The sequence below is a fragment of the Nonomuraea sp. NPDC003201 genome (assembly GCF_053590415.1).
Genome location: NZ_JBSFTC010000041.1, coordinates 19085 through 43318, shown reverse-complemented (window position 1 = coordinate 43318; position 24234 = coordinate 19085). Strand labels below are relative to the sequence as shown.

At 70.3% G+C, this 24234-nt stretch carries 25 protein-coding genes and 1 pseudogene; 12 read left to right on the top strand and 14 right to left on the bottom strand.

Annotation, left to right across the window (positions count from 1 at the left end; translation table 11 throughout):
- Positions 1 to 96: 96 nt before the first annotated feature.
- The 3 genes from ACWDX9_RS17960 to ACWDX9_RS17950 all read right to left on the bottom strand — a co-directional run bounded on the left by ACWDX9_RS17960 (position 97) and on the right by ACWDX9_RS17950 (position 4256).
- Positions 97 to 819 (bottom strand): septal ring lytic transglycosylase RlpA family protein, encoded by a 723-nt coding sequence (locus tag ACWDX9_RS17960; protein ID WP_449954921.1) that lies wholly within the window; start codon positions 817 to 819, stop codon positions 97 to 99.
- 542 nt (positions 820 to 1361) lie between these two features.
- Positions 1362 to 2885 carry an ATP-dependent DNA ligase gene (locus ACWDX9_RS17955; protein ID WP_449954918.1) on the bottom strand — a complete coding sequence of 508 codons (1524 nt, stop codon included), beginning with the start codon at positions 2883 to 2885 and terminating at the stop codon, positions 1362 to 1364.
- A 996-nt stretch (positions 2886 to 3881) separates the two neighbouring features.
- Positions 3882 to 4256, bottom strand: coding sequence for an FKBP-type peptidyl-prolyl cis-trans isomerase (locus ACWDX9_RS17950; protein WP_363966356.1), 375 nt, complete (start codon positions 4254 to 4256; stop codon positions 3882 to 3884).
- Between the two features lie 72 nt (positions 4257 to 4328).
- Between ACWDX9_RS17950 and ACWDX9_RS17945 the strand changes: the two genes are divergently transcribed.
- Positions 4329 to 5084 carry an SDR family NAD(P)-dependent oxidoreductase gene (locus ACWDX9_RS17945; protein ID WP_355204729.1) on the top strand — a complete coding sequence of 252 codons (756 nt, stop codon included), beginning with the start codon at positions 4329 to 4331 and terminating at the stop codon, positions 5082 to 5084.
- A gap of 159 nt (positions 5085 to 5243) precedes the next feature.
- Here ACWDX9_RS17945 and ACWDX9_RS17940 read toward each other — a convergent pair whose 3' ends face one another.
- On the bottom strand, positions 5244 to 6683 hold the full coding sequence (locus ACWDX9_RS17940; RefSeq protein ID WP_364840586.1) for a GuaB1 family IMP dehydrogenase-related protein: 1440 nt from the start codon (positions 6681 to 6683) through the stop codon (positions 5244 to 5246).
- Positions 6684 to 6780: 97 nt separating this feature from the next.
- On the opposite strand from ACWDX9_RS17940, the gene ACWDX9_RS17935 reads away from it, so the two are divergent.
- Positions 6781 to 7233, top strand: coding sequence for a GyrI-like domain-containing protein (locus ACWDX9_RS17935; protein ID WP_449954912.1), 453 nt, complete (start codon positions 6781 to 6783; stop codon positions 7231 to 7233).
- Here ACWDX9_RS17935 and ACWDX9_RS17930 read toward each other — a convergent pair.
- Positions 7230 to 7748 carry a TetR/AcrR family transcriptional regulator gene (locus ACWDX9_RS17930; protein ID WP_363966351.1) on the bottom strand — a complete coding sequence of 173 codons (519 nt, stop codon included), beginning with the start codon at positions 7746 to 7748 and terminating at the stop codon, positions 7230 to 7232. The genes ACWDX9_RS17935 and ACWDX9_RS17930 overlap by 4 nt on opposite strands.
- A 78-nt stretch (positions 7749 to 7826) precedes the next feature.
- Here ACWDX9_RS17930 and ACWDX9_RS17925 point away from each other — a divergent pair, with 78 nt between their 5' ends.
- A complete protein-coding gene (locus ACWDX9_RS17925; RefSeq protein ID WP_449954910.1) occupies positions 7827 to 9056 on the top strand; it encodes an FAD-dependent monooxygenase in 1230 nt (409 codons plus the stop codon).
- On the opposite strand, the gene ACWDX9_RS17920 is transcribed toward ACWDX9_RS17925, so the two are convergent.
- Positions 9011 to 10132, bottom strand: a complete 1122-nt coding sequence (locus ACWDX9_RS17920; RefSeq protein ID WP_449954907.1) for a CaiB/BaiF CoA transferase family protein — start codon at positions 10130 to 10132, stop codon at positions 9011 to 9013. The genes ACWDX9_RS17925 and ACWDX9_RS17920 overlap by 46 nt on opposite strands.
- A gap of 119 nt (positions 10133 to 10251) precedes the next feature.
- Here ACWDX9_RS17920 and ACWDX9_RS17915 point away from each other — a divergent pair, with 119 nt between their 5' ends.
- From ACWDX9_RS17915 to ACWDX9_RS17880, 8 genes are all read left to right on the top strand, one after another.
- Positions 10252 to 11790 (top strand): serine/threonine-protein kinase, encoded by a 1539-nt coding sequence (locus ACWDX9_RS17915; RefSeq protein ID WP_449954904.1) that lies wholly within the window; start codon positions 10252 to 10254, stop codon positions 11788 to 11790.
- A complete protein-coding gene (locus tag ACWDX9_RS17910; RefSeq protein WP_449954901.1) occupies positions 11787 to 12770 on the top strand; it encodes an NAD(P)-dependent oxidoreductase in 984 nt (327 codons plus the stop codon). Before ACWDX9_RS17915 ends, ACWDX9_RS17910 begins: the two co-directional genes overlap by 4 nt.
- A 131-nt stretch (positions 12771 to 12901) precedes the next feature.
- On the top strand, positions 12902 to 14251 hold the full coding sequence (locus ACWDX9_RS17905) for an FAD-binding oxidoreductase (protein ID WP_449954956.1): 1350 nt from the start codon (positions 12902 to 12904) through the stop codon (positions 14249 to 14251).
- Between the two features lie 3 nt (positions 14252 to 14254).
- Positions 14255 to 15514 carry a class I SAM-dependent methyltransferase gene (locus ACWDX9_RS17900; RefSeq protein WP_449954897.1) on the top strand — a complete coding sequence of 420 codons (1260 nt, stop codon included), beginning with the start codon at positions 14255 to 14257 and terminating at the stop codon, positions 15512 to 15514.
- Between the two features lie 608 nt (positions 15515 to 16122).
- Positions 16123 to 16599, top strand: coding sequence for an SRPBCC family protein (locus ACWDX9_RS17895; protein WP_449954894.1), 477 nt, complete (start codon positions 16123 to 16125; stop codon positions 16597 to 16599).
- Between the two features lie 125 nt (positions 16600 to 16724).
- Complete coding sequence (locus tag ACWDX9_RS17890) at positions 16725 to 17231, top strand: SigE family RNA polymerase sigma factor (RefSeq protein ID WP_364258630.1); 507 nt, start codon at positions 16725 to 16727, stop codon at positions 17229 to 17231.
- Positions 17224 to 18474, top strand: coding sequence for a hypothetical protein (locus ACWDX9_RS17885; RefSeq protein WP_449954891.1), 1251 nt, complete (start codon positions 17224 to 17226; stop codon positions 18472 to 18474). The genes ACWDX9_RS17890 and ACWDX9_RS17885 overlap by 8 nt, the downstream gene beginning before the upstream one ends.
- Complete coding sequence (locus ACWDX9_RS17880) at positions 18471 to 18848, top strand: hypothetical protein (RefSeq protein ID WP_449954888.1); 378 nt, start codon at positions 18471 to 18473, stop codon at positions 18846 to 18848. The genes ACWDX9_RS17885 and ACWDX9_RS17880 overlap by 4 nt, the downstream gene beginning before the upstream one ends.
- 56 nt (positions 18849 to 18904) lie before the next feature.
- On the opposite strand, the gene ACWDX9_RS17875 is transcribed toward ACWDX9_RS17880, so the two are convergent.
- The 7 genes and pseudogenes from ACWDX9_RS17875 to ACWDX9_RS17845 form a co-directional block, all read right to left on the bottom strand.
- A complete protein-coding gene (locus ACWDX9_RS17875; protein ID WP_449954886.1) occupies positions 18905 to 19054 on the bottom strand; it encodes a hypothetical protein in 150 nt (49 codons plus the stop codon).
- Between the two features lie 11 nt (positions 19055 to 19065).
- Positions 19066 to 19239, bottom strand: a pseudogene (locus tag ACWDX9_RS17870) (YceI family protein); the annotation flags it as partial.
- 74 nt (positions 19240 to 19313) lie between these two features.
- Positions 19314 to 19778, bottom strand: coding sequence for a hypothetical protein (locus ACWDX9_RS17865; protein ID WP_449954884.1), 465 nt, complete (start codon positions 19776 to 19778; stop codon positions 19314 to 19316).
- Complete coding sequence (locus ACWDX9_RS17860; RefSeq protein ID WP_449954881.1) at positions 19775 to 20371, bottom strand: MarR family transcriptional regulator; 597 nt, start codon at positions 20369 to 20371, stop codon at positions 19775 to 19777. Before ACWDX9_RS17860 ends, ACWDX9_RS17865 begins: the two co-directional genes overlap by 4 nt.
- A gap of 783 nt (positions 20372 to 21154) precedes the next feature.
- Positions 21155 to 22087, bottom strand: coding sequence for a phosphotransferase (locus ACWDX9_RS17855; RefSeq protein WP_449954878.1), 933 nt, complete (start codon positions 22085 to 22087; stop codon positions 21155 to 21157).
- 26 nt (positions 22088 to 22113) lie between these two features.
- Complete coding sequence (locus ACWDX9_RS17850; RefSeq protein ID WP_449954875.1) at positions 22114 to 22761, bottom strand: HAD family hydrolase; 648 nt, start codon at positions 22759 to 22761, stop codon at positions 22114 to 22116.
- Positions 22758 to 23204, bottom strand: a complete 447-nt coding sequence (locus ACWDX9_RS17845) for a MarR family winged helix-turn-helix transcriptional regulator (protein WP_449954872.1) — start codon at positions 23202 to 23204, stop codon at positions 22758 to 22760. Before ACWDX9_RS17845 ends, ACWDX9_RS17850 begins: the two co-directional genes overlap by 4 nt.
- Before the next feature lie 80 nt (positions 23205 to 23284).
- Between ACWDX9_RS17845 and ACWDX9_RS17840 the strand changes: the two genes are divergently transcribed.
- Positions 23285 to 23713 carry an SgcJ/EcaC family oxidoreductase gene (locus tag ACWDX9_RS17840; protein WP_449954868.1) on the top strand — a complete coding sequence of 143 codons (429 nt, stop codon included), beginning with the start codon at positions 23285 to 23287 and terminating at the stop codon, positions 23711 to 23713.
- Here the strand turns inward: ACWDX9_RS17840 and ACWDX9_RS17835 are convergent.
- Positions 23679 to 24227, bottom strand: coding sequence for an AAA family ATPase (locus ACWDX9_RS17835; RefSeq protein WP_449954865.1), 549 nt, complete (start codon positions 24225 to 24227; stop codon positions 23679 to 23681). The two genes, ACWDX9_RS17840 and ACWDX9_RS17835, sit on opposite strands and share 35 nt — an antisense overlap.
- Between the last annotated feature and the right edge of the window lie 7 nt (positions 24228 to 24234).

Here is a 24234-nt window from a genome sequence, read left to right as displayed (position 1 = left end):
TGGCAGTGGGGCAGGCCCCCAGGGTGGGGTGGCGTACGCGGGTCCAGGGCCTTGGGGTGGGGCGGTGTACGCGGGTCCAGGGCCTTGGGGGCGGGGTTAGCGGGACAGGACCTCGTACTTGACGCGCATGACGCCGGCGCTGGTGTTGCCGATGGCGGAGAAGGCGGCTTCGGAGAGGTCGAGGCAGCGGCCGCCCACGTACGGGCCGCGGTCGTTGATGCGGACCGTGACCGATTCGCCGGTGCCGGGGTTGGTGACGCGGACCTTGCTGCCCAGGGGGAGGGTCTTGTGGGCGGCGGTCATGGCCGAGGGGTCGAAGCGCTCGCCGCTGGCTGTCATCTGGGGGTCGCCGTAGTAGGAGGCGCCACAGGTTCCGGATGAGAGTACGCGGGTCTTCGGCTTGTGGGCCGGGGACTTGGTGGCCTTCGTGGGCGTGGGCGACGTGGTCACGGGGGTTGAGCGCTTGGTCGCTGTGGGCTTGGCGGCCGGGCTCGAGGAGGCCGCTGCCGGGGAGGCGGTGGTGTTCGGCTGGGCGGTCGCCGGGGACTTGGTGGGCCTCGGGCGGGCCGCCGCGGGCTTGGGGAGCGGCGAGGGCGACTGGGGGGTCGCCTGGCGAGCGGCTTCGTTAAGCGGCTTGGCCTGGAGTGGGGTGGGAGCTGCCGAGGGGTCGTTGGGGGAGCCGGTGGTGTCCATGGCGGCCCAGGCAGCGGTGGAGGCGGCGGCCACGACGGCGGCGCCGGCCGCGAGGGTGATCCAGCGGCGCTTGCCTGCGATGAGCTTGCGGTACTGAGGGGTCGGCTTGAGGGAATGCTGGCCCAAGGTAAACCACAGTCCTAGCTAGGGGATAGGGCAGGGAAAGGCCGGGCCGGAGGGGGTGGAGGGCGCACGGCGGCCGATCCGTAGGCGGGGAGGGGGATCCCGCGCAGTGAGGACGAACATATGCGACAAAGCCCGAGTAAAGGCAACTTAATGCGACAGTCAGTGACATATCTCACTTAAGCCACAAGATTGCTAAGAACGCCCAGGTGCGCTATGGATCTTTGGGGCTCCGGGAAACGCGAGAAAGCAGGCTTGATCGGCAAATGGCGCAGCTCGGGTGGGTGATAGGCGGAGCCGGGTGGTGATAGGCCGAGCTGGTTGAGTGATGGGCCGAGGTGGGTGTGGTGATAGGCCGAGCTGGGTGGGGGACGGGCCGAGGTGGGTGTGGTGATCGGCGGCGGTGGGTGGGTGATGGGCCGACGTGGGTGTGGTGATCGGCCGAGCTGGGTGGGTGATGGGCCGAGCGCCTGGTGATCAAGCCGTCACTCGTGGGTGTTTTTGTTCTTGACGGTTTGCGGCTTGCTGATTTCAGGCAGGCCCGGCTACAGCATCAGAGAGCGCACGGTGTCGACCGTGTCGGCGTCCTCGACGCGCTTGTCCGGGCGGTAGCGCAGGACCCGGGCGAAACGGAGGGCCATGCCGCCGGGATAGCGGGGGGAGCGCTGGACCCCGTCGAAGGCGATCTCCACCACCAGCTCCGGCCGCAGCGTGACCGTCCAGTTGTCGGTGGGCCCCTCGGCCAGCTCGAGGAAGCGCTCGGTCTGCCAGGCCAGCAGTTCGTCCGTCAGGCCCTTGAACGTCTTGCCGAGCATCACGAACCCGCCCGAAGGGTCACGCGCTCCGAGGTGGAGGTTGGAGAGCTTGCCCTCGCGCCGCCCATGACCCCATTCGGCGGCCAGGACCACCAGGTCGAGCGTGTGACGCGGCTTGACCTTGATCCATGCGGCGCCCCGGCGGCCCGCCGCATAAGGGGAGGCCAGGGACTTGACCACCAGGCCTTCGTGGCCCGCCTTGACCACATCGGTGAAGAACTTCTCCGCCTCGGCCACGTCACCCGTCACCAGCCGCGGCGTCAGCAGCCCCTGGGGGACCGCGCGGGCGAGGGCCTCCTGGCGTTGTGAATAGGGCAGGTCAAGCAGGTCGGCGCCGTCCACCCGTAGGGCGTCGAAGAAGAACACGCTCAGCGGCGTCTGCTCGCGCAGCTGGGCGACGTTGGTCTTGCTGGTCGCGCGGCTCGCCGTCACCTGGAACGGGTGCGGCCGCCCGTCAGGACGCAGCGCGAGCACCTCGCCGTCCAGCACGAGATCGTCGTACGGCATGTCGAGCACGGCCTCGACCAGCTCGGGAACCTGCGGCGTGATGTCGTCGAGCGTACGCGTGAAAACCTTGACCTCAGAGCCCGAACGGTGGGCCTGCACCCGCATGCCGTCGAGCTTCCACTCCAGCGCCGCGGGGGCGCCGGCCTTCTCCAGCGCGGCGGCGACGTTGGGCGCGCTGCCCGCCAGCATGGGCGAGACCGCCTGTCCCACCTGCAGCCGGAACGCGCGCAGCGCCTCTACCCCGCCGCTCAACGCGGCCGCGCCGACGGCGGGAAGCCAGCCGCGCAGCGTGAGCGCGCGGCGCACATCGGCCGACGGCGCGCCGGACGCCTTGGCCACCGCCTCGATCATGACGCCGTCGAGCGCGCCCTGCCGCAGCTCACCGAACAGCAGCCGCCGCATGAACTGCTGCTCCTGGCTCGTCAGCCCCGCGAACAGCTCGGCCACCAGCGCCTTGCGCGCGGCCTGCGAGCCCGGCCCGGAAACCGCCTTGATCCTGCTCAGCAGCTCGTCGACCGCGGTCAGGGTGGCGGTGGCGGCCAGCTTGGGCTGGGGGATGTCCTCCAACGTGCGCCAGCCCACGCCCACCTGCCGCTGGGGCAGCTCGCCCGAGAGGTACGAGATCGCGATCTCCGCCTCCTCCGGGCCGACCCGGCCCAGCAGCTCCGCCAGATGGCCCACCTTGCCGAGCCGAGCGGACGTGCGCGCCACCGCCTCGGAAACCCGGACCACGTCGATCAGAAGCACACGCCTATGTTGCCTTATGGTGCCGACATTTCCCCACCCGATATCGGCCAAGTGTCTGCCTTGTTCCCGGCACGGCCCCTCGTGCGGTTGCTCCCTTTTGGGATCATCGCGTGGGTTTCTTATATGGGTGCCGCGTATAGGGCCCTTATTTGGGGCTTCTCGGGCGGGGGCACACGGGTTCGCGGGTGGGGCCTCTCGTTTCGGGAGGGCGAGGGTGATGCGGTGTCACGTCGGTACATGCGCCAGGGCGACTGTCGCGTTGAAGGGGCGATCGCCGTAGCGGGGTGGGCCGGCGTATCGGGGCAAGGCGGGGCAGAGCGCGTGGGGGACGTCGGTCGGGAAAGACGGGCGGGAGGGAGCGGGGCGTCGGTCCGGAAGGGCGGCGCAGGGCGCGTGGGCGCGTCGGTCCGGAAAGGCGGAGCAGGCGCGCGGGGGTGTCGATCCGAAGGGGCGAGGCGGGGGGGCGCGGGTCCGGGCGGGGTGGGGGTGGGTGGTGTGGGGGCGTCGGGTCCGGGCGGGCGGCCAGCGTGGGGAGGAGCGGCGGGTCCGGAGGGGGTGGGGTGGCTGAGTGTGGAGGCGTCAGGTTCGGACGGGGCGGGGTGAGTGGTGTGGGGACGCCGGGTCCGGGCTGGCGGCGTGGGGAGGAGCGTCGGGTCCCGGGAGGGTGGGTGTGGGGGCGTCAGGTTCGGACGGGGCGGGGTGAGTGGTGTGGGGACGCCGGGTCCGGGCTGGGGGCGTGGGGAGGAGCGTCGGGTCCCGAGAGGGTGGGTGGGGGGCGTCGGGTCCGGAAGTGGTGGCGGTGGGTGGTGTGGGGGCGTCGGGTGCGGGCGGGGTGGGGTGGGTGGTGTGGGGGCGTCGGGTCCGGGCGGGCGGTCAGTGTGAGGAGGAGCGTCGGGTCTGGAAGGGGTGGGTGTCGGGCTGGACACAAGTGGGGTGTCGGGTTGGGGAGGGGTGGGGCGGGCCGTTTTGGGTCAAGTGACCCGCCCCGGGGAGGTGCTAGCTGACGCCGAGCAGGTCGACGACGAAGATGAGCGTCTCGTTCGGCTTGATGCGCGCGCCGGCCCCCCGGCTGCCGTAACCGAGATGCGGCGGGATGACGAGCTTGCGCCGCCCGCCGACCTTCATGCCCGCGACCCCCTGGTCCCAGCCCGCGATGACGCGGCCCGCGCCGAGCGGGAACTCGAACGCGTCGCCGCGGTTCCACGACGCGTCGAACTCCTCACCGGTCGAGAAGGCCACGCCCACGTAGTGGACGCGTACGGTGTGGCCGGGCTTGGCCTCCGGGCCGTCGCCCACGGTCAGGTCGACGATCTCCAGGTCGGCGGGCGGGTTGCCCTCGGGAAAGTCGATCTCGGGCTTTTCGAGTGCCACGAAGTGCTCCTGTTGATGATTGCTGACAATGAGACCCGACGACTCTATGCGGTCGGGATATCGTCATCGTTCATGACCGCCCTTTCCCCGGATGGGATCCTGCTCACCGGGCGCGTCGCCGTGGTCACCGGGGCGGCCAGGGGCATCGGGCTGGCGATCGCGGAGACGTTCGCCGCGTTCGGCGCTCATGTCGCGGTGTGCGACCGCGACAAGCCGCGGGCCGAGCTGGCGATGAAGCTCGACGTACGCGACCACGTGGCGGTGGAGATCTTCGCCCAGGCCATCCGTGAGCGGTGGGGCCGGGTGGACATCCTGGTCAACAACGCGGGCGGCACCTTCCACGCGGCGTTCGCCGACACCTCGCCGCGCGGCGAGCAGATCCTCGTCGAGGAGAACTTCACGCAGGTCACCGGCATGATCAGGCGGCTGCTGCCGATGATGTCGCCGGGCGCGTCGATCATCAACGTGACCTCGAGCGAGGCCCACCAGGCGGCTCCGGGGTTCGCGGTGTACGCGGCGATGAAGGCCGGTCTGGAGAGCCTGACGAAGACGCTCGCCCTGGAACTCGCCCCCAGGGGCATCCGGGTGAACGCGATCGCGCCCGACGCGCTGCGGACCGAGGGCGAGTCGGGGGTGCGCGAGCGCATGCTGGCCCGCCCCTTGCCCTACGAGCCGGTACGCGTCCCGCCGCTCGGCCGGCTGGGCGGCCCGGAGGAGGCCGCCGGCGCGGCCGTGTTCCTGGCCAGCGACCTGGCCAGGTTCGTCACGGGAGCGACGTTGCACGTGGACGGCGGCATCCACGCCGCCGGCGGCTGGCGCCGAACCTGAAGCAGCCGAAGCCTGAAGCAGCCGAAGCCTGAAGCAGCCGAGGCCCGAAGCAGCCGAGGCCCGAAGCAGCCGAGGCCCGAAGCAGCCGAGGCCCGAAGCAGCCGAGGCCCGAAGCAGCTGAAGCCGAAGCCGAAGCAGCCGAAGTCAAGAACGCACAAGTCACCAGCTCTGGTGCAGCGGCATCCCCTCGGCGTACCCGGACGAGCTCTGGATCCCGACCACGGCCTGCGCGTGGAACTCCTCCAGGTTCGACGCCCCCGTGTACGTGCACGCCGACCGCAGCCCCGCCACGATGCCGTCGATCTGGTCCTCCACGCTCGGCCGCTTCGGGTCCAGATACATGCGGGAGGTCGAGATGCCCTCCTCGAACAGCGCCTTCCTGGCCCGCTCGAACGCCGAGTCGTCGGCCGTCCGCAGCCGCACGGCCCGCGCGGAGGCCATGCCGAAGTTCTCCTTGTACTTGCGCCCGTTCGCATCGGTGTGGGTGTCGCCGGGCGACTCGTACGTCCCCGCGAACCATGAGCCGATCATCACGTTGGACGCCCCCGCGGCCAGCGCCAGCGCCACGTCGCGCGGATGGCGTACCCCGCCGTCCGCCCACACGTGCCGGCCCAGCCGCCGGGCCTCCGCCGAGCACTCCAGCACGGCGGAGAACTGCGGCCGGCCCACCCCGGTCATCATCCGCGTGGTGCACATGGCGCCGGGCCCGACCCCGACCTTGAGGATGTCGGCCCCGGCGTTCACCAGGTCGCGCACGCCCTCGGCCGTCACCACGTTGCCCGCCACGACGGGCACGCCGGGGTCGAGGGCCTTGACGGCGCGCAGGGCCGAGATCATCTTCTCCTGGTGGCCGTGCGCGGTGTCCACGACCAGGCAGTCGATCCCGGCGTCGAGCAGTTCCTTGGCCTTGGCGGCCACGTCGCCGTTCACGCCGACCGCGGCCGCGATGCGCAGGCGTTCCTGCGCGTCGATCGCGGGCTGGTAGAGGGTGGCGCGCAGCGCGCCCAGGCGGGTGAGGATGCCGACCAGCCGCCCGCCGGGATCGACGACGGGGGCCAGCCGGTGGCGGCCGCCGTGCAGCCGTTCGAAGGCCGTGCGCGGGTCCAGCCCGGCGGGCAGCGTCAGCAGCTCGCTCGACATGACCTGCGAGAGCTGGGTGTACATGTCGACGCCCTGGCAGTCGGCGTCGGTCACGACCCCGACCGGCCGGTTGTCCCAGTCGACCACGATGATCGCGTCGTGCGCCCGCTTGGGCAGCAGCTGCAGCGCCTCGCCGACGGTGTCGTGGGGGGTGAGCGTGAGCGGCGTGTCGTGTACGAGGTCGCGTTTCTTGACCCAGTCGACGACGTCGGTCACGACGTCCTGCGGAATGTCCTGCGGGATCACGGCGATGCCGCCCCGCCGTGCCACGGTCTCGGCCATGCGCCGGCCGGCGACCGCGGTCATGTTCGCCACGACGACGGGAATGGTGGTGCCCGTGCCGTCGTTCGTCGACAGGTCGACTGCGAGCCGCGAACCGACCGCGGATCGCGACGGCACCATGAACACGTCGCTATAGGTCAGGTCGTAATGAGGCTCGAGGTCGTTGAGAAACTTCACGTTCATTCATCTTATGCGGTGACCGCACATTGAGGGGTTTCCCCCGTTGGATGGGGCTTATGATCGGCCGGGACACTTTTGGGGGAGGGAGGGCCCTGTGGACGTCACCGAACGGGGCGAACTGATCGTGGTCGGCTTCGCCGTACGCACCACGAATGCAGACGAGATGGATCCGTCGCGGGCGAAGCTGCCCGTACTGTGGCAGCGGGCCGGCGCTCCGGGGGCGTTCGCGCACGTGCCGGGGCGCGTGGACGAGAACCTGTACGCGGTGCTGACCGACTACGAGAGCGACCATCACGGCGCGTACACGCAGATCGTGGGCACCGGCGTGCGCACCGTGCCGCGGCTGCCGGAGGGCATGGTGGCCGTGCGCGTGCCGGCGGTCCCGTCGATGCGGGTGGAGGTCCGCGGCCCGATGCCGCAGGCCCTCGCCGACATGTGGCAGCAGGTGTGGAAGCACACCGAGTCAGGGGGTACGCCGTCCCGCGCGTTCACCACTGACCTCGAGGTCCACCACCCGGACGGCGTGGACCTCTACCTGGCCATCTAGAGACCGAGCGCGGCGGCCGCCGCCTCGACGGCCGCCGGCTTGACCTCTTCGACCGGCAGGTTCGCGTATTCCACCGAGCAGTCGGACATGCCGCCCAGCGCCACCGTCGCCCGGATGTGCTGCGCCTGTGTGAGCTCCGGGCCCAGCAGCAGCGTGATGATCCGCCGCCGCCAGTCGAACATGCGGGTGCCCAGGTCGAGGAAGCCCAGCACGGACAGCTCCCGCACCATCATCATGGTCACCTCGCGGTGCCGCCAGATCAGCTCGAAGTAGTCGTCGAGCAGCTGCCGGGCGTCGCCGGGCTGACGCGTCGCGACGAACCGCTCGATGTCCTCCACCATCGGCTGCACGATGCTGCGGACGAGGTCGTCGCGCGAGGCGAAGTGGTAGTAGAGCGCGGGCTTGGTGATGCCCAGGCGGTCTGAGATCTGGCGCAGGCTCGTGTTCTGAACGCCCTGGGAGACGAACAGCTCGCGGGCCACCTCCTGGATGCGCGTCCTCGTGTCACTGGGCATGGCTGAAGGATACCCCTTACCTATCGTTAAGTAAGCTGATAGCCTGGCACTTACCTATCGTTAAGTAAGGAGGCGGTCATGCGGATCCTCATCTCGGGAGCGAGCGTCGCGGGCCCGGCTCTCGCGTACTGGCTCACCAGGTACGGCTCCACCGTCACCGTCGTGGAACGGGCCGCGGCGCTCAGGAAGACCGGCGGCCACGCCGTCGACCTGTTCAGGCCGGCGATGGACATCGTCGAGAAGATGGGCCTGCTGGAGCAGGTCATGGCCAAGAAGACCGGCATCGAGCGGCTCACGATGCACCGGGAGGGCGAGTCGCGGCCCATCGAGGTGGAGCTGCGCCGCGTGATGAGCGCCGTCTCCGACCGGCACGTCGAGATCATGCGCGACGATCTGAGCGAGATCATCTACGACGCCACCAGGGGCGACGTCGACTACGTCTTCGGCGACTCGATCGCCTCGATCTCCGACGACGGCGAGGTCACCTTCGACAGCGGCAGGACGGACACGTTCGACCTGGTCATCGGCGCCGACGGCCTGCACTCGAACGTCCGCCGCCTGGTCTTCGGCCCCGAGTCGGACTACGCCACGTGGATCGGCGCCTATCTGGCCGTCGTCTCGGTGCCCAACTACCTCGGGCTCGACGGCCGGACGGAGGTCATCGCGGGGGCGGGCCGGATGGCCGGGATCGGCACCGTGGACATGGGCGACGCGCGGGCGTTGTTCCTGTTCAGGACGCCGCGGCAGCTCGACTACCACCACCGCGACGTCCCCCGGCAGAAGGAGCTGCTGCGCGAGCACTTCGAGGGGATGGGCTGGGAGGTGCCGCGGCTGCTGGAGGAGCTGGACCGCACGCCGGCCTTCTACTTCGACTCGATCACGCAGCTCCGTATGGACACCTGGTCACGCGGCCGGGTGACGCTCGTGGGCGACGCCGGGTACTGCCCCGGTCCGGCCGTCGGCGGGAGCACGAGCCTGGCGGTCGTCGGGGCGTACATTCTGGCGGGCGAGCTCGCGACCTACGGCGGTGACCACACGCGGGCCTTCCCCGCCTACGAGGCCGAGATAGGCGACTACGTGCGCCGCAGCCGTACGTTCGCCATCAACGCGGCCAAGAAGATCGTCCCCGGCAGCCGGTTCGACCTCTGGGCGCTGGCCGCGACGGTGCGGCTGATCAACCACCTGCCGGTCGCGCTCACCACGGCGGCCGCCAAGATCAGCAGCAGGGGCGTGCGGCTGCACGACTCGATCGTGCTGAAGGACTACGCGAGCACCCCCTGGTCGCGAAGTTTGTCCGCCTCCTCCTGAGACAGCCCCCACTCCGAAAGGTCGGTGAGGCGGGTGGCGGGGGAGAGGTCCGGCCGGGGCGCGCCGAGCAGGCGGGGCGCGGGCATCGGCTGGGTGACGCCGCCGACCTCGACGAAGGAGCCCCGGGCGGTGTTGTGCGGGTGGTGCGGGGCCTCGGCCATGGACAGGACGGGCGAGACGCACGCGTCCGAGCCCTCGAAGAGCGCCTCCCACTCGGCCCGCGTGCGCTTCCCGAACTCCTCGGCCAGGCGGGCCTTCAGCGCGGGCCACTGCGTCCTGTCGTTCCTGTCGGGCAGGTCGGCCAGCCCCATCAGGCTCACCATCGCGTCCCAGAACTGCGGCTCCAGCGAGCCCACAGCGACGAACTCGCCGTCGGCCGTCTCGTACGTGTCGTACTGCGGGGCGCCGGTGTCGAGCAGGTTCGTGCCGCGCGGCCCCCAGTAGCCGCTCTGCGCCGCCTGGTAGAACATCGAGAACAGGATCGCCGCCCCGTCCACCATGGCCGCGTCGATCACCCGCCCCTTGCCCGTGCGCTCGCGCTCGAACAGGGCCAGCAGCACCCCGTACGCCAGCATCAGCCCGCCGCCGGCGAAGTCGCCGAGGATGTTGATCGGCGGGGTCGGCGGGCCGCCCTCGCGCCCCAGCATCGACAGGACGCCGGAGATCGCGACGTAGTCGATGTCGTGGCCGGCCGTGGACGCGAGCGGCCCGTCCTGGCCCCAGCCGGTCATCCGGCCGTAGATCAGCCGTTCGTTCACCGCGTGGAGGTCGTCGGGGCCGATGCCGAGCCGCTCGGCCACTCCCGGGCGGAACACCTCGATCACGACGTCGGCGTGCCGCGCCAGCTCCTTGAATGCGGCCACGCCTTCGGGGGACTTCAGGTCCAGCCCGATCGTGCGCTTCCCGCGATCCATGACATCGCCGCGCGGCCGGTCGGAGACCGCCTTGACCCGGTCCACGCGCAGCACCTCGGCGCCGTGGTCGGCCAGCATCATCCCGGCGAACGGCCCAGGTGCGAGCCCTGCGAGCTCCAGTACGCGTACCCCGGCGAGCGGGCCGTTGTGAACTTCAGGCATCCCCCCAGTAGAACAACATTCGGTGATCTATCGCAAGCGGCCTTCGCGACCTTCCGGCGAAGAGGTGGGAGGTATGGGAAACTTGCCCACTGTGTTCGGGTGGTCAACAGGGGTAGGACATGGTTTCGGATAGCAACCGGCTCATCGCGGCCCGCTACCAGTTAGTACGCGAACTGGGCCGCGGGGGCATGGGCGTGGTCTGGGAAGGGCAGGACACCCTGCTCAACCGGCAGGTCGCCATAAAGGAGGTGCTGCTGCCCGACGGGCTGTCGCCGGGCGAGCAGGAGCGCCAGCTTTTGCGGACCGCCCGTGAGGCCCGCACCGCGGCCAAGCTGAGCCATCCGTCCGTCGTCGCGATCTACGACGTCGTCGAGGAGGGCGGCCGTCCGTGGATCGTGATGGAGCTGCTGCGCCATCCCACGGTGGAGGAGGTCGTGCTCACCTCCGGCGCGCTCCCGGTGCGGGAGGCGGCCGAGCTGGGCCGGCAGGTGCTGTCGGCGCTGCGGACCGCCCACGAGGTGGGCATCCTGCACCGCGACGTCAAGCCGAGCAACATCCTGATGGCCGAGGACGGCCGGGCCGTGCTCATGGACTTCGGCATCGCCACCGCCGAGGGTGACGCGTCGCTCACCAAGACCGGCATGGTCACGGGCTCGCCGAGCTTCCTCGCTCCCGAGCGGGTCCGCGCCGAGCACGCGGGACCGCCCTCCGACCTGTGGTCGCTCGGTGCCACGCTGTACGCGTGCATGGTGGGCCGCTCGCCGTTCGAGCGGGGCGACCCCATGTCGACGCTCAACGCGCTGCTCAGCGAGGAGCCCGACTACCGCAGGATTCCGCCGATCATGCATCCGGTCCTGCGCGGGCTGCTGAAGAAGGAGCCGGAGCAGCGGGTCGACGCCGCGGAGGCCGAGCGGCTGCTCCAGGCCATCCTCACGGCCAAGCCCGCGAGCGCCGACCGGGACGTGCCGGAGCGGAAACCGGGCGGCGGCCGGGGCCGTGCCGTGCTCGCGGCGGCCGCGGCGGCGGTCCTGGTGATCGCGGGCGGCTCGGTGGCGTACTTCAAGCTCGCGTCCCCGGCGGAGGGCGCCCCGCGGCAGACCGCTCAGCCGGCCGCCGCGACCCGCCCGCTCACGCCGGCGGCCACGGACACGCCTGAGCCGAGCACGACACCCACTCCGACGCCCAGCGTGACCAGGGCCGTCCCGATCACGCGCATGTGGAGGTCGCGTGACGGCTGGTCCATCATGCGGCCCACCAGCTGGCGCGGAGCTCTCAAAGAGGCCTACACGGAGTGGACGCGCCGGGACCGGAGCGCGCATCTCGGGGTGGAGGCCGTCTACTCCGTCGTCGACCCGCACCAGATCATGCGCGACGCGCAGGAGACCGTCGCCCAGAACGCCCAGAACGTCGTCAACCGCGGCCGCAGGGTGGTCGTGCACCAGGGCACGAAGGCCGTGGAGTGGGAGTTCTCCTGGACCGCGGGCACCGGGGGCGACGCCCCGTGGGCCACGCCGGGCACCCGGTACCACGAGATCCGCCGGGCCGTCGCGATCGGCGACACGGCGTACGTCCTGTCCTGGACGGTCGACGAGGCCCAGTGGACGCGTAACAGAGGACTGATGCGGCAGGTGATCAGCAGCTTTACTGTGGGGGCATGAGCCCCTGGAACCTGCTCGCTCTGCCCCCGCTCCCCGAAGAGCTCCTGCGCCACCTGCTCGCCCCGCTGGGCGACCAGGTGACCGTACGCGTGCCGGCCGCCCGCGACAGGGACGCGCTCCTGGCCGCGCTGCCGGAGGCGGAGATCGTGCTCGGCGACTGGACGGGCACGCTCGCGATGGACGCCGAGGCGGTCAAGGCCGCGCCCCTGCTGGCGTTCGTGCAGCAGCCGTCCGTGGGTGTGGACGGCCATGACCTCGACGCCCTGGCGGCGGCCGGGGTGCCGCTGGCCAACACGCCGGGCGTCAGCGCGGTGGCGGTCTCGGAGTGGTGCCTGGCGGCCACGTTCTCGCTGTCGCGCAAGCTGGCCGCCGCCGACGCCGCCGTACGCGCGGGTGAGTGGCCGCAGCAGGGCCTGCAGCCGTACGAGCTGCGCGGGCGCCGCGTCGGCATCGTCGGGTACGGCCCGATCGGCGCCACCTGCGCGGAGATGTTCCTCGCTCTCGGCTGCCACGTCTCCTACTGGACCCGCACGCCCCGCGCGGACCCCGGCTTCGCGGACCTGCCGGAGCTGATCTCCTCCAGTGACGTGCTCGTCGTGGTGATCGCGCTGTCCGACGAGACCCGCGGCCTCGTCGACCCCGGCCGCATGAAGCAGGGCGCCCTGCTCGTCAACGCCGCGCGGGGTGGCGTCGTGGACCAGCAGGCGCTCGTCACGGCCCTGCGCGAGGGGCGCCTGGGCGGCGCGGCGCTCGACGTCTTCGACGTGGAGCCGCTGCCGGCGGACGACCCGCTGAGGGACCTCCCGAACGTCCTGCTGTCGCCGCACGTCGCGGGCGTCACGCCCGAGGCCACGGGCCGGCTGCTCACGGCAACGCTGGACAACCTCACCGCCGCCGTCGAGGGCCGCGAGGTGCATAACGTGCTTAACGGCGTAAGCTCCGTGATCTTCAGAAAGTTTACGCAATCGCCTACCACGTAGGCATTTCACCTGTCACTATGAACAGTTTTCGTGTCTTTAACGACCCCGGTCTATTCGAGGTCGCTCACGGGAGATACCGTCTTACGGACGATCTCTACCAGCTCAAGGGGGTGCTTGCCGTGCCGACGAAGATGTCGACACACCAACGGGCAGTAGAGCAGATCCGGCAGTCGTACGCCGAGATCCCGGGCGGTGCCGCCCCGCGCCTGGCCAAGTCCACGTCCAACCTCTTCAGGTTCCGCGACGGCGGCAGGACGGCCAAGCTCTCGGCGAGGGATCTCGACGAGGTCATCAGCGTCGACCCCGAGACCATGACGGCCGAGGTCCAGGGCATGACGACGTACGAGCACCTGGTGGACGCCACCTTGCCGTACGGGCTCATGCCGTACGTGGTGCCGCAGCTCAAGACGATCACGCTGGGCGGCGCCGTGACCGGGCTCGGCATCGAGTCCACGAGCTTCCGGGACGGCCTGCCGCACGAGTCGGTGGAGGAGCTCGAGATCCTCACCGGTGACGGGCGCGTCGTCGTGGCCCGCGAGGACAACGAGCACCGGGAGCTCTTCCGCGCGTTCCCCAACTCCTACGGCACGCTGGGCTACGCGCTGCGCATCCGGATCAAGCTCCGCAAGGTCCAGCCGTACGTGCATCTCACGCACGTCAAGTTCACGGACGCGGCCAAGTGCATGCTGGCCCTGCAGGAGATCTGCGACAGCATGGTGCACGACGGGGAGAGCGTCGACTTCGTCGACGGCGTCTACTTCAACCCGGGGGAGATGTACATCACGGTCGGCCGGTTCGCCGAGCGTGCCCCTTATGCCTCGGACTACACGGGGATGCGCATCTACTACCAGTCGATCAGGCAGCGCAACCGCGACTGGCTGACCGTGCGCGACTACCTGTGGCGCTGGGACACCGACTGGTTCTGGTGCTCGCGGGCGTTCGGCGTGCAGCAGCCCGTCGTGCGCTCCCTCATGCCGCGCCGCTGGATGCGTTCCGACGTCTACCGCCGCCTGGTGGCGCTGGACAGGAAGTACGGGGTCACCGCCCGCGTCGACAGGTGGCGCGACCAGCCCGTGCAGGAGTCCGTGATCCAGGACGTCGAGGCTCCGGTCGAGCGGGGGGCGGAGTTCCTGGAGTTCTTCCACGACAAGGTGGGCATGACACCGGTGTGGATGTGCCCGCTGCGCTCGAACTCGCGCTGGCCGCTCTACCCTCTGGAGCCGGGCAGGCTCTACGTCAACTTCGGATTCTGGGGCATGGTGCCGTTGCCGCGGGGGCAGTTCGACGGCTACTACAACCGGCTGATCGAGCGCGAAGTGCACGAGCTCGACGGTCACAAGTCGCTCTACTCGACCTCGTTCTACGCGCGCGAGCAGTTCTGGCAGCTGTACAACGGCGACGCCTACTGGCCTGTCAAGCGGGAATACGATCCGAACGGTCGCCTGCTTGACCTCTACGAAAAATGTGTAGCGGGAAGGTGAGCTGTGGCGCTGGCAACCATCTTTGAGAAAATCGTCGGCTCGGAAGCGAACGTCGCGTTCCAGGCGTACGACGGCAGCAAGGCAGGTCCGGACGGGTCCGACCTGAGCATCGAGGTCAAGTCGCCGATCGCGGTCGCCTATCTGGCGCAGGCACCCGGCGAGCTGGGCCTGGCAAGGGCGTACATCTCCGGCCACATCGACGTACACGGCGACATGTACGCACTGCTCGACCGCATGTGGAACATCACCACCAACGACCTGACCACCCAAGAGAAGATCGCCGCGGTCCGCGCCCTGGGCGTCAAACCACTCCTCATGCGGGTGCCACCACCACCACAGGAGATGCGGCAGAGCGCCCTGGCCAGGCTGGGCTCCCGTCACGCCAAGCAGCGTGACGCCGAGGCCATCCACCACCACTACGACGTCTCCAACCGCTTCTACGAGTGGGTCCTGGGGCCGTCCATGGCGTACACGTGCGCCGTCTTCCCCTCGGAGGAGTCGACGCTCGAGGAGGCCCAGTACGCCAAGTTCGACCTGGTGGCCCGCAAGCTCGACCTCAAGCCGGGAATGCGCCTGCTGGACGTCGGCTGCGGCTGGGGCGGGATGGTCATGCACGCCGCCAAGCACTACGGCGTCAAGGCCCTCGGCGTGACGCTGAGCCGCCAGCAGGCCGAATGGGCCCAGAAGGCCATCGCGGAAGCCGGCCTGCAGGACCTGGCGGAGGTCCGCTTCATGGACTATCGCGACGTCAAGGAGTCGAACTTCGACGCGGTCAGCTCGATCGGCCTCACCGAGCACATCGGCAAGGACAACGTCCCGTCGTACTTCGAGTTCCTGTACGGCAAGCTCAAGCCGGGCGGCCGGATCCTCAACCACTGCATCACGCGGCCGACCGGCAAGGAGAAGACGTTCAACAAGGGCGGCTTCATCAACCGGTACGTCTTCCCCGACGGCGAGCTGGAGTCGGTCGGCTGGCTGGTCAGGCAGATGGAGGACACCGGCTTCGAGATCCGCCACGAGGAGAACCTGCGCGAGCACTACGCCAAGACGCTGCGCCACTGGTGCGACAACCTCGACGCCAACTGGTCGGACGCGGTCGAGGAGGTCGGCATGGGCACGGCCCGGGTGTGGGCCCTGTACATGGCGGGCTGCATCGTGGGCTTCGAGCGCAACAAGGTCCAGCTGCACCAGGTGCTGGGCGTGAAGCTCGACAAGAACGGCCGCTCCAGCATCCCCCTCCGCCCGGCCCTCGACTGGCCCTGAGGCACGGCCTTCACCTTGGGAGGCGCTACGCGCCAAGCGAGCGCTCAGGCAGCGCCTCCCAAGGGGGCTGCCGCCCCTTTCGATCCCCCGCAAACCCCCGCTCGCTGCGCTCGCCGGAGCGCCAGCGGGGTTCGCGGTTACCTTGGCTAGTGGGCCGAGTGCACGACGGGCGTTCATAAGGCCGGCTTGCGGAGGTTTGGGTGCGTTTCGCAAGGCGCCCGAGGATCGGGTCGCCGCCGACTACAGCACCGGCAAGGACGCGGGCCGGACTGGACCCCCTGGGAACGTCGGAAATGTCCAGAGGTTCGGCGCGCATAGTGGCGCGGCCTCGATAGCGACGATCCAAGGCCCTGGCCGAGTCCGGTGCCGATGCCCACAACCTGATCCATTCAGCGCGACGGGCGCTCTCTCCACGCTGAACTCCGTGGTGCGGTCGACGGGCGAAGGTTCCTCGCGGCTCAAATGATCGGCATGGCACGGGGTGCTATTTCTCCTCCAGAGCGGAGGATCCTTCCCCCGGGTAGGAAGAACCTCCACCGTGAGGCGTCCGGAGGGGAAGCTCTCCGGGTACGTCCCTGCGCCTTCGACGTGATGGCTAAGATCCGCGCATGTCCCGTTTCGAGGTGGCCACCCTGGTCCTCGCGCCGCCGTCGGTCGTCTTCGATGCGTCCTTGTCGGTCGAGCTGCACGCCTCCTCCATGCGCGGCTCGCGCGAGCGTGCGGTCGCCGGGGTCACTTCCGGACAGCTCTCCCTGGGTGACCAGGTCACGTGGCGGGCGCGGCACTTCGGCTTCACCTGGCAGCTGACCTCGACGATCAGTGCCCACATCCGCCCGTCGTACTTTGTCGACGAACAGGTGAGCGGCCCGTTCCGGTATTGGCGTCACGCGCACAGCTTCGAACCGGCACACGACGGCGGCAGCGGCGTCGAGGCGACCCTCATGAAAGACGTCGTCGACTTCGCCGCGCCCGCCGGTCCACTGGGCACTCTCGCCGACGCTCTCGTCCTGCGGCGTTACATGACCAAGCTGATCCTGCTGCGGAACGCGCACATCAAGGAGACGGCCGAAACCGCCAGGCAGTGACGACCCCACTGTCGCCGTTCATCATGGCCAAGGTCCGCAACACCTGGTGAGGCTCCCGGCCCGAGTGCTGTCCGCGGCATTTTTCCGTCGCCACTCAACCATCCGGCCGACTGAAGTGTCCTTGGATGCCGGAGGTGGGAGTGGACGACCCGACGTTTGAGAGATTCGCGGAGCAGCGGCTGCCGGCGCTCTATCGCTACGCCATGGTCCTGACCCAGAACAGGCATGACGCCGAGGACCTGGTGCAGGAAGCGCTGACCCGTACCGGCCTGCGGTGGAGCGCGATCAGGCGCAAGGACGACCCGGAAGGGTACGTCCGCACGGCCATGGTCCGCATCATGGCCAACCGCTGGCGGCGGCCGAAGCGCGAGGTGAGCGTGCCGGATCCGCCCGAGCCCGCGACGGAGGACGCGGGGCTGGAACGCCTGCTGGACGACGGCCTCCGCGCCAAGATCGCCGAGCTGCCTCCGCGCATGCGGGCCGTACTGGTGCTGCGTTACGTCGAGGAACGCGGCGACGAGGAGATCGCCCGGCTGCTCGGCTGCAGCCGCGGGACCGTCAAGAGCCAGGCGTCACGGGGGCTCGCCCGGCTGCGTGAGGCCGTCAAGACCGAGGAGATCGAGCATGGATGACCTGGAACGCCGTCTCGCCGCGCTGCTCAGCGAACCTTCCCCGGACGATCCGCCGCCCGGCCTGGCCGATCGGATCCACCGGGCCGTGGCCACGCGCCGCAGGAACAGGCGGGCCTTGGTGCTGGCCGTCGCGGCGGGGTCGACGGCGGTGCTGGTGGGCGTGCCCCTGGCCGTACGCGGCGGGAACGGCGACGCCGCGACCACGGCGAACTTGAGCCCGACCCCCGCCACCACCACACCCTCCGAGCCGACCGTGACGGCGTCCAAGTGGCCCGAGCCGACCGTGACCAGGACCGTGACGGCCACCCCGCATCAGGCTGACGTCCGCCTCCCCGCCGGGGTCCGCCTCGAACAGGCCCTGCGTCAGTTCATGAACGTGACGAGCGTCGTGGACGTCGAGGGCCGCACGGCGCAAGGCGAGCCTTTCGTGCCCGCGGCGCTGGGCAGCGACGGGACGGTCCTGGGCGCGACGCCCGACGGACAGGTGGCGGAGGTGGACGCCGGCGGCGGCACGCCCGAGGAGCTCGGCTTCCGGGCGCGGTCGGGGCTGGGGACGGCCGCGGACTTCCGTACCTGGACGGAGTTGAACGGCTCGGCGGCCGACCAGCGGTGCCGTACGGCGGACGGGACCACGCACACGATCAGCCCGCAGGGCACGGACCCTCGGGGGAGGGTCTGGGTGGACGGCGGCGTGGTCGTCGGCAACGACGTCATGCGGCAGCCCTGGATGGCCAAGGGATGTGCGCAGGTGGGTAAGGTCGTCAAGTCCGGGGAACCGGCGAGCGGGGTCGCGGTGGCGTTCTCCTACCCCGATCTGTTCACCGCCGAGCGGGCGAACGACAAGGTGCTGCGCATCGTCGACGTCGAGACCGGCAAGGTGACAGCCGAGCATCCGCTGCCCGACGGCGTCCGCGCGCAGAGGATGGGCGATCCGGACCAGAAGTGGTACGCGGCGGCGTCCGGGAAGTGGTTCGCCTGGGTGGCCGGCGACACGCTGCGGTGGACGCCGCGCGACACCTGGGGGGCGGTGTCGGTGCTGCCCGGAGTGCCGACGCCGAAGAAGGGTGTCTCGCCCTGGATGACGGCGGGCAACCGGATCATCACCTACAACACCGGGGCCACCTCGTTCGTGCTCGATCCGGTCACCGGCCGGCGGTACAAGAGCCCGGACGTCGTCCTGGCGGCGGGCGACTGGCTGCTGTGGAGGTCCGGCGACGGTTACCGTCTGGCCAACCTTCGTTGAGGTCTCCGGCTGGCGTCCTGCTGGTGCTCGTCGCGATCCCGACCGTCACGAACCTGGCCGGCGGCGGCCCGACGCCGATCTGGACGCCGTCGCTCCCGATGCCTTTGCTGCGTCTGGTCACGGAGGCGGGGCTGCTGGACATCTGGCTGGTCGCCGACCTGCTCGCCGCCATGGGTGTGCTCGGCGGGCTCGCGGTGGCGGCCACGGCCGTCGCGGAGCAGGCCGTGGCCGCGACACTGCTGGCCCTGGTCAGCGCCGTCAGCCTCGCCGCCGCGGTGACCGGAGCCCCACTGCCCATCTGGTACGCCCTCGCCTACACGGCCGGACTCGTGCTGGTACTGCGGGCGTGGCGCCGGGGTGGCGACGTCCGGTGATCAGGCGGCCTTGACGGCGGACAGGTCGAACTCGAGCGTGACCCTCTCGGAGATCATCACGCCGCCCGTCTCCAGAATCGCGTTGTACGTGATGCCGAAGCCTTGCGGTTGATCGCCGTACTGCCCTCGAAGCCGACCCGGGTCAGGCCCTGGGCGTCGATCGCGGTGCCGGTGCAGTCGAGGGGGACAGTGACCTGCCGGCTCACGCCGCGGATGGTCAGCTCGCCGGTGACCTCGAAGCTGTCGCCGCGAGGTGCTTGACGTCGGTGGCGTCGAAGGTGATGTACGGGTGCGCGGCGGCGTCCAGGAAGTCGCCGGTACGCAGGTGGTCGTCACGGTGCTGGTTGCCGGTCTGGATGCCGGCCACGTCGAGGACCACGTGAACGGTGGAGGCGGCCGGGTCGCCCGCACGGCGTCAAGGTGGCCACGCTGCTGATCCGCGGCGATCAGGGTCTCGTCCACCCGTCAGAAGGGTTGCATTTCGTCGAGCACCGTTGCCGCAATCGCAAGGATCGCTTCGACCTTCGGTATGTCGGCGCGTACATCGTCCGCCGTGAATCGCGGAGCGCCCGGCCGCGGGTACTCGGCCTCGTTCCGCCGTCGGCGCATCCGGTCGAACGGCCGCAGGCTCTTGCCCAGTGGCGGATCGAGTTGCGCCACGACCGCTTCGTACACCGCGATGTGGCCGCCCCGGCTACTGGCCCTGAGACCCTGGTTCTCCAGGATGGCGCAGAGCGACTTCCGGGCTGCGTCGTACAGCAGCTGGTAGGCCCCGATCGAGTCCTGCTCCAACGCCAGACGGGCCGTCGCGACGTGCCTGCCGGCCTGGTCGAGCAGTTCCTCGGCCTGCGAACGACTCGCCGCGACCTTCTCGAGCTCGCCGCGGGCCAGCATGCCCTCGATCGCGGCACGTCCTTGTTCCCACCTCATTGATCCTCACCCTTGTCGATCGTGAGGCGTACGAGCGGCCGGGCCTTGACCGTCTCCAGAAAAGGATCCCCCTCCGGGGAGTCCCAGTCCTCGCGACTCAGCCGGCGGATGTTCACCTCGCGGCCGAGCTGCCGCTCCGCGGCCCTGGCGGCGTCGTAAAGCTCGTCCTCGTCCGCGGTGCCGACGACGAGGACGTCCACGTCGTTCGGCACCCTGCCCGGCTCGCCGGAGTAGCGGGCGGCCCAGGAACCGTAAATGCAGGCCTCCTCGATGCCGGCGATGCCGGACAGCTGCTCGCCGAGCACGGCCACCGGACCATAGGTCAAGGCGAGCAACTCGGTCAGCGGGCGGGCCACGACCACGTTCGTGTCGGCGCTGACCATCCGCATGTTGCCTGCTTTCCGCGTGCCCACCAAGCCTGCCGCGGCCAGGCGATCGATCTCCCGGGTCACGGTCGAGGGCGAGACCCTGAACCTCGTGGCCAGCTCGACCTGGGGATACTCCTCGCCCGGGTGCAAAAACAGCCAGGCCAGCAGCTCGCCCTGGAAGGGGGAGCGCAACAACGGGAGCAGGACGGGCGGCGGTTGTTTCATAAACTGCAAGGTAGCTTGCAGTTTATGCAAGTTCAACGCTGTCGAGGGCGTGGGGCGGCGGCGCACCGTCCCCTGGCGGGGAGCGGTGCGCGTCTACTGTGACGGCTGCCGGTCCTTGGCGTGTTTTCCGCGACTGGTGTGGATTTCGTCCTCGGTGGAGTCCTCTTGGGGCTCTGGTAGCTCGTCCTTGGGACTATGGGGCTTGGCGTGCCTGCCCACGTGATCTCCTTTGGCGAACGTCATTGCTAAGGGTGACCATATGGCTACAGTATGCATTGAAGCAAGAGTAAGATTCACGAATCCAGGAGGGCGAGCACGCGTTCGGCCTGACGGTCGAGGGCGCCGGGAGGGTTGCGCCGGGTGGCGGGCCGAGCATGAGGAGCCAGCCGAGCGCGAGCAGCCGCCGGAATTCGTGTACGCGGGCCGCCTCCGCCGGTGCCAGGTCGAGGTGGGCCAGGAGGAGGTCGCTGTCCAGGTCGCCGTCGACGTGGGAGATGTGCTCGGCGTCCTCGGCGAGTTCGAAGGCGCGGTCGGCGAGGGCGCGCACCTGCGCGACGGCCGCGGAGCGGGGTGCCGGGCAGGCGGCTCATCACCACCGTGGGCGGGGATGCGTCGAGGTCTGCGCGCACGGGAGCGGGCGCGAGGCCAGGGGCGTGCAAGGCGAGCACGTTGAGCGCGGCCCACTCGCGGCGGTGTTCGCCACGCTCCCACGAGCGGTATCGCTTGATCACGATGTCGTCGCGGATCTCGATGTCGTGCGTGGTGGACCGCCCGGCCGGCGCCCTAGGACGCCAGGGTCTTGAGGGTGCCCGTCAGCGCGTCCCAGCTCTCCTCGGCGTCCGGCGTGCGCCCGTGCGGCGAGCGGAACCACTCCACGAACTCGGCCACGTCGTCGAGGGCCCACCGCAGCCGGTAGAGCTCCAGCGCCGCCGGGTCGGGCGTGCGGCCGGTGGCGTCGGCGTAGCGGGCCAGGTCGTCGGCGTCCCTGGCGACCAGCCAGAGGTCGCGTTCGGGCACTGCCAGCCCCACCGTGTCCCAGTCGACCAGCAGCCACCGCTCGCCGGACCACAGCAGGTTGCCCGGGTGCGGCTCGCCGTGCGTCACGACGGGCTCGCCGGTGCCGGCCGCCGTCCGGTCGAACTCCGCGAGCCTGCGGCGCAGCACTCCGGCGTGGTCGGCGATCACCTCCCTGGCGGGCTCCGCGTACGGGCCGCCCGGCCAGGGCAGGCGCGTGTCCTGGAGTGCCTGCTCCAGGACGGCCCGGCCCGAGAGTTCCAGGGGGCGCGGGGGAGTGGACAGGGGCGGCGGCGTGGCGTGGAGGGCGGCGAGCAGGTCGATGATCGCGGCACGGTCTCCGGCCGGCTGCTCCTCGCCGAACTCGCCGGCGAGACCGTTCGCGTAGGGGAAGACGCTCATCGCCCACCGGTGGCGGTCGAGCCGCAGGAGCGTCGCGCCGTCGGCGGTGCGCAGCGGCGCCACCACGAAGTCGAGCCCCGCCTCGGCCCGCAGCGCGGCGGCCGTGTCCATGGCCTGCCCGAGCCCGTCGAAGCCGCGCCGCCGTACGTCCGCGACCGTGATGAACCAACGCCCGTCCGCGACCCAGTGGTAGTCGCCGAAGCCGACCGGCGCGTAGTCCAGCGTGCGCGCTCCGATGCCCCACGCGCCGAGCGCGGGCAGCAGCAACCCCTCGTCGAACGCATCCGGCCTGTCCCGCATCCGGCCACGCTATCGATCCGGGCGGTTCAATTCAGCTGGATTAGCAGCTCGATGGCGGAGAGCGCGTCGGTCACCGTGTGATCGGCCACGACCCCGCCGGTGACTCCCCGGTCGATCCAGATCGTCCGCAGCCCCGCCCGGCGGCCGCCCGCGACGTCCTTCTCGGGGTCGTCGCCGATGACCCAGCCGCCCGACTCCAGCGACGCGCCGCATCTACGGGCCGCGATCTCGAACAGCCGTACGTCGGGCTTCCGCACGCCTTCCGCCCCGGAGATCGCCCAGCCGTCCACGCGGGTCGCGAGCCCCGTACGCTCGATCTTGCCGGTCTGGTTGTCGGCCATCCCGTTCGTCGCGATGCCCACCGCCCATCCGGCCGCCCGCAGCCGGTCGAGCCCGTCGAGCACCTCGCCGGGGCAGTGGACCAGGTGCGGCAGCCGGGCCCGGTACGCCGCCCACAGTTCGTCGGCCGGCTCGGCCAGCCCGAACCGCTCGCGTACCAGCCGGAAGAACGCGTCCATGGGCAGGGACCCGTCCGCGTCGGTCGCCACCATCCACGCCGCCGCCCCCTCGCCGAGCCCTCGCTCGGCGGCGAACTCGGCGGCCCACAGCTCGAAGGCGGCCAGCCGGTCGATCAGCGTGTTGTCCAGGTCGAAGAGGGCCAGGCGTCGGGTCATGCGTCCCGCGCCGCGATGAGCTCGTCGGTGGCCGACCGGTACGCCGTCGCGGCCCGCTCGAAGTAGTCGAACAACGTGGCCCGCTCCGCCTCCGGATATCCCTGCAGCAGCTCGGCCAGCCGGGCCCTGGTCCCCGTCAGCACCTCGTCGAGCCGTTCCGGCCGGCCCACCGACTCGACCATCACCTTGCGCCGGTCCGCGGGGTCGGGCGCGCGGCGGGCGTACCCGCCCTGCTCCAGCCGGTCGATGAGCCGCGTCGTGGCGCCGGTGGTCAGCCCCGTCTGGGCGGCCAGCTCGCCGGAGGTGAGCGGGCCGGTGAGGTCGAGCAGGTTGAGCGCGTAGTAGTCGGTGGCGTTGAGCCCGGCGGCCTCGGCGGCGGCCAGGCTGTTGAGCACCATCGCGCTCAGGTAGCGCCGGAAGACGGCGCTCGGGTCGGTTGACAAGCCCAACTCCTCTTCCTTAAGTTGATATCTGCATGAAAGCAGAGATTTAACTAGTGCAAATAATATCAGAGGGAGCGGAAATGATCACCAGCGAGATCCAGAACCTGTTCACCGAGCTGGAGAGCGCCTGGGACCGCGGCGACGGCGTCGCGTACGGGGCGTGCTTCACGGAGGACGCCAGCTACACGACCTTCGTCGGCACCGTCTACCACGGCCGCGACGACCTGGCCACCGGTCACCAGGCCCTCTTCGACACGGTGCTCAAGGGCACGAAGATGTTCAACGAGATCACGGAGGTGCGCTTCTACGGCTCCGGCGCCGCCGTGGTCACCGGCAGGGGTGACGTGGCCAAGAAGCGCCCCGCCAAGCTGTCCAAGGTGCAGACGTACACGCTGGTCCGCGAGGCCGACGGCAGGTGGCGCATCGCGTCCTTCCACAACACCCGGCGCCGGCCGCTGATGGAGGCGGTGTCGTTCAGGTACGTGCCGGCCAGCCGGCCGCGCGGATGAGGAACGCGGCCCGCTCCTCGACCGGCGCCCGGGGCAGCGTGACCACCGAGTAGCCGTAGTCGGCGTAGGCCCGCACGACCGCGTCGTACGTCCGCTCGGCCTCCCCGAAGCTCTGCCTCCGCTCGCTGTCGTGCTCGTAGATCTCCGGCCACGGCGGCGCGGCGAACACGCGCCGGTGATAGCGGTACGTCCGCGCCGCGTTGTGCAGGTGCCGCGGCACCGTACGTCCCAGCATGCGCAGATATCCGATCGTGTCGACCAGCCCCCGATCGAAGACCACGGGCCCCGTCCCCGAGGCGGCGTGGTAGGACCGCAGGTCCCACGCCAGCATCAGCTCGGCGAACAGCCCCGGGTCCAGCCACGGCAGCGCCGGCCCCGAGATCGCCACCTGGTCCCGGATGATCGCCCGCCCGGCCTCCGGCTGCACCTGGAACCCCAGCGAGGCGAGGTGCTCGACCAGGGTGCTCTTCCCGGCGCCCGGCCCTCCGGTGATGACGACGTATCCGTCCGCCACGAGACCT

Excerpts from the sequence above, each read along its gene's own strand:
- ACWDX9_RS17855 (WP_449954878.1), bottom strand. The coding sequence starts at position 22,087 with ATGCGGGACAGGCCGGATGCGTTCGACGAGGGGTTGCTGCTGCCCGCG.
- ACWDX9_RS17930 (WP_363966351.1), bottom strand. The coding sequence starts at position 7,748 with ATGCCCAGTGACACGAGGACGCGCATCCAGGAGGTGGCCCGCGAGCTG.
- ACWDX9_RS17920 (WP_449954907.1), bottom strand. The coding sequence starts at position 10,132 with ATGCCTGAAGTTCACAACGGCCCGCTCGCCGGGGTACGCGTACTGGAG.
- ACWDX9_RS17890 (WP_364258630.1), top strand. The coding sequence starts at position 16,725 with ATGCCGGAGGTGGGAGTGGACGACCCGACGTTTGAGAGATTCGCGGAG.
- ACWDX9_RS17860 (WP_449954881.1), bottom strand. The coding sequence starts at position 20,371 with ATGAAACAACCGCCGCCCGTCCTGCTCCCGTTGTTGCGCTCCCCCTTC.
- ACWDX9_RS17840 (WP_449954868.1), top strand. The coding sequence starts at position 23,285 with ATGATCACCAGCGAGATCCAGAACCTGTTCACCGAGCTGGAGAGCGCC.
- ACWDX9_RS17895 (WP_449954894.1), top strand. The coding sequence starts at position 16,123 with ATGTCCCGTTTCGAGGTGGCCACCCTGGTCCTCGCGCCGCCGTCGGTC.
- ACWDX9_RS17865 (WP_449954884.1), bottom strand. The coding sequence starts at position 19,778 with ATGAGGTGGGAACAAGGACGTGCCGCGATCGAGGGCATGCTGGCCCGC.
- ACWDX9_RS17850 (WP_449954875.1), bottom strand. The coding sequence starts at position 22,761 with ATGACCCGACGCCTGGCCCTCTTCGACCTGGACAACACGCTGATCGAC.
- ACWDX9_RS17885 (WP_449954891.1), top strand. The coding sequence starts at position 17,224 with ATGGATGACCTGGAACGCCGTCTCGCCGCGCTGCTCAGCGAACCTTCC.
- ACWDX9_RS17925 (WP_449954910.1), top strand. The coding sequence starts at position 7,827 with ATGCGGATCCTCATCTCGGGAGCGAGCGTCGCGGGCCCGGCTCTCGCG.
- ACWDX9_RS17910 (WP_449954901.1), top strand. The coding sequence starts at position 11,787 with ATGAGCCCCTGGAACCTGCTCGCTCTGCCCCCGCTCCCCGAAGAGCTC.
- ACWDX9_RS17905 (WP_449954956.1), top strand. The coding sequence starts at position 12,902 with ATGTCGACACACCAACGGGCAGTAGAGCAGATCCGGCAGTCGTACGCC.
- ACWDX9_RS17915 (WP_449954904.1), top strand. The coding sequence starts at position 10,252 with ATGGTTTCGGATAGCAACCGGCTCATCGCGGCCCGCTACCAGTTAGTA.
- ACWDX9_RS17945 (WP_355204729.1), top strand. The coding sequence starts at position 4,329 with ATGACCGCCCTTTCCCCGGATGGGATCCTGCTCACCGGGCGCGTCGCC.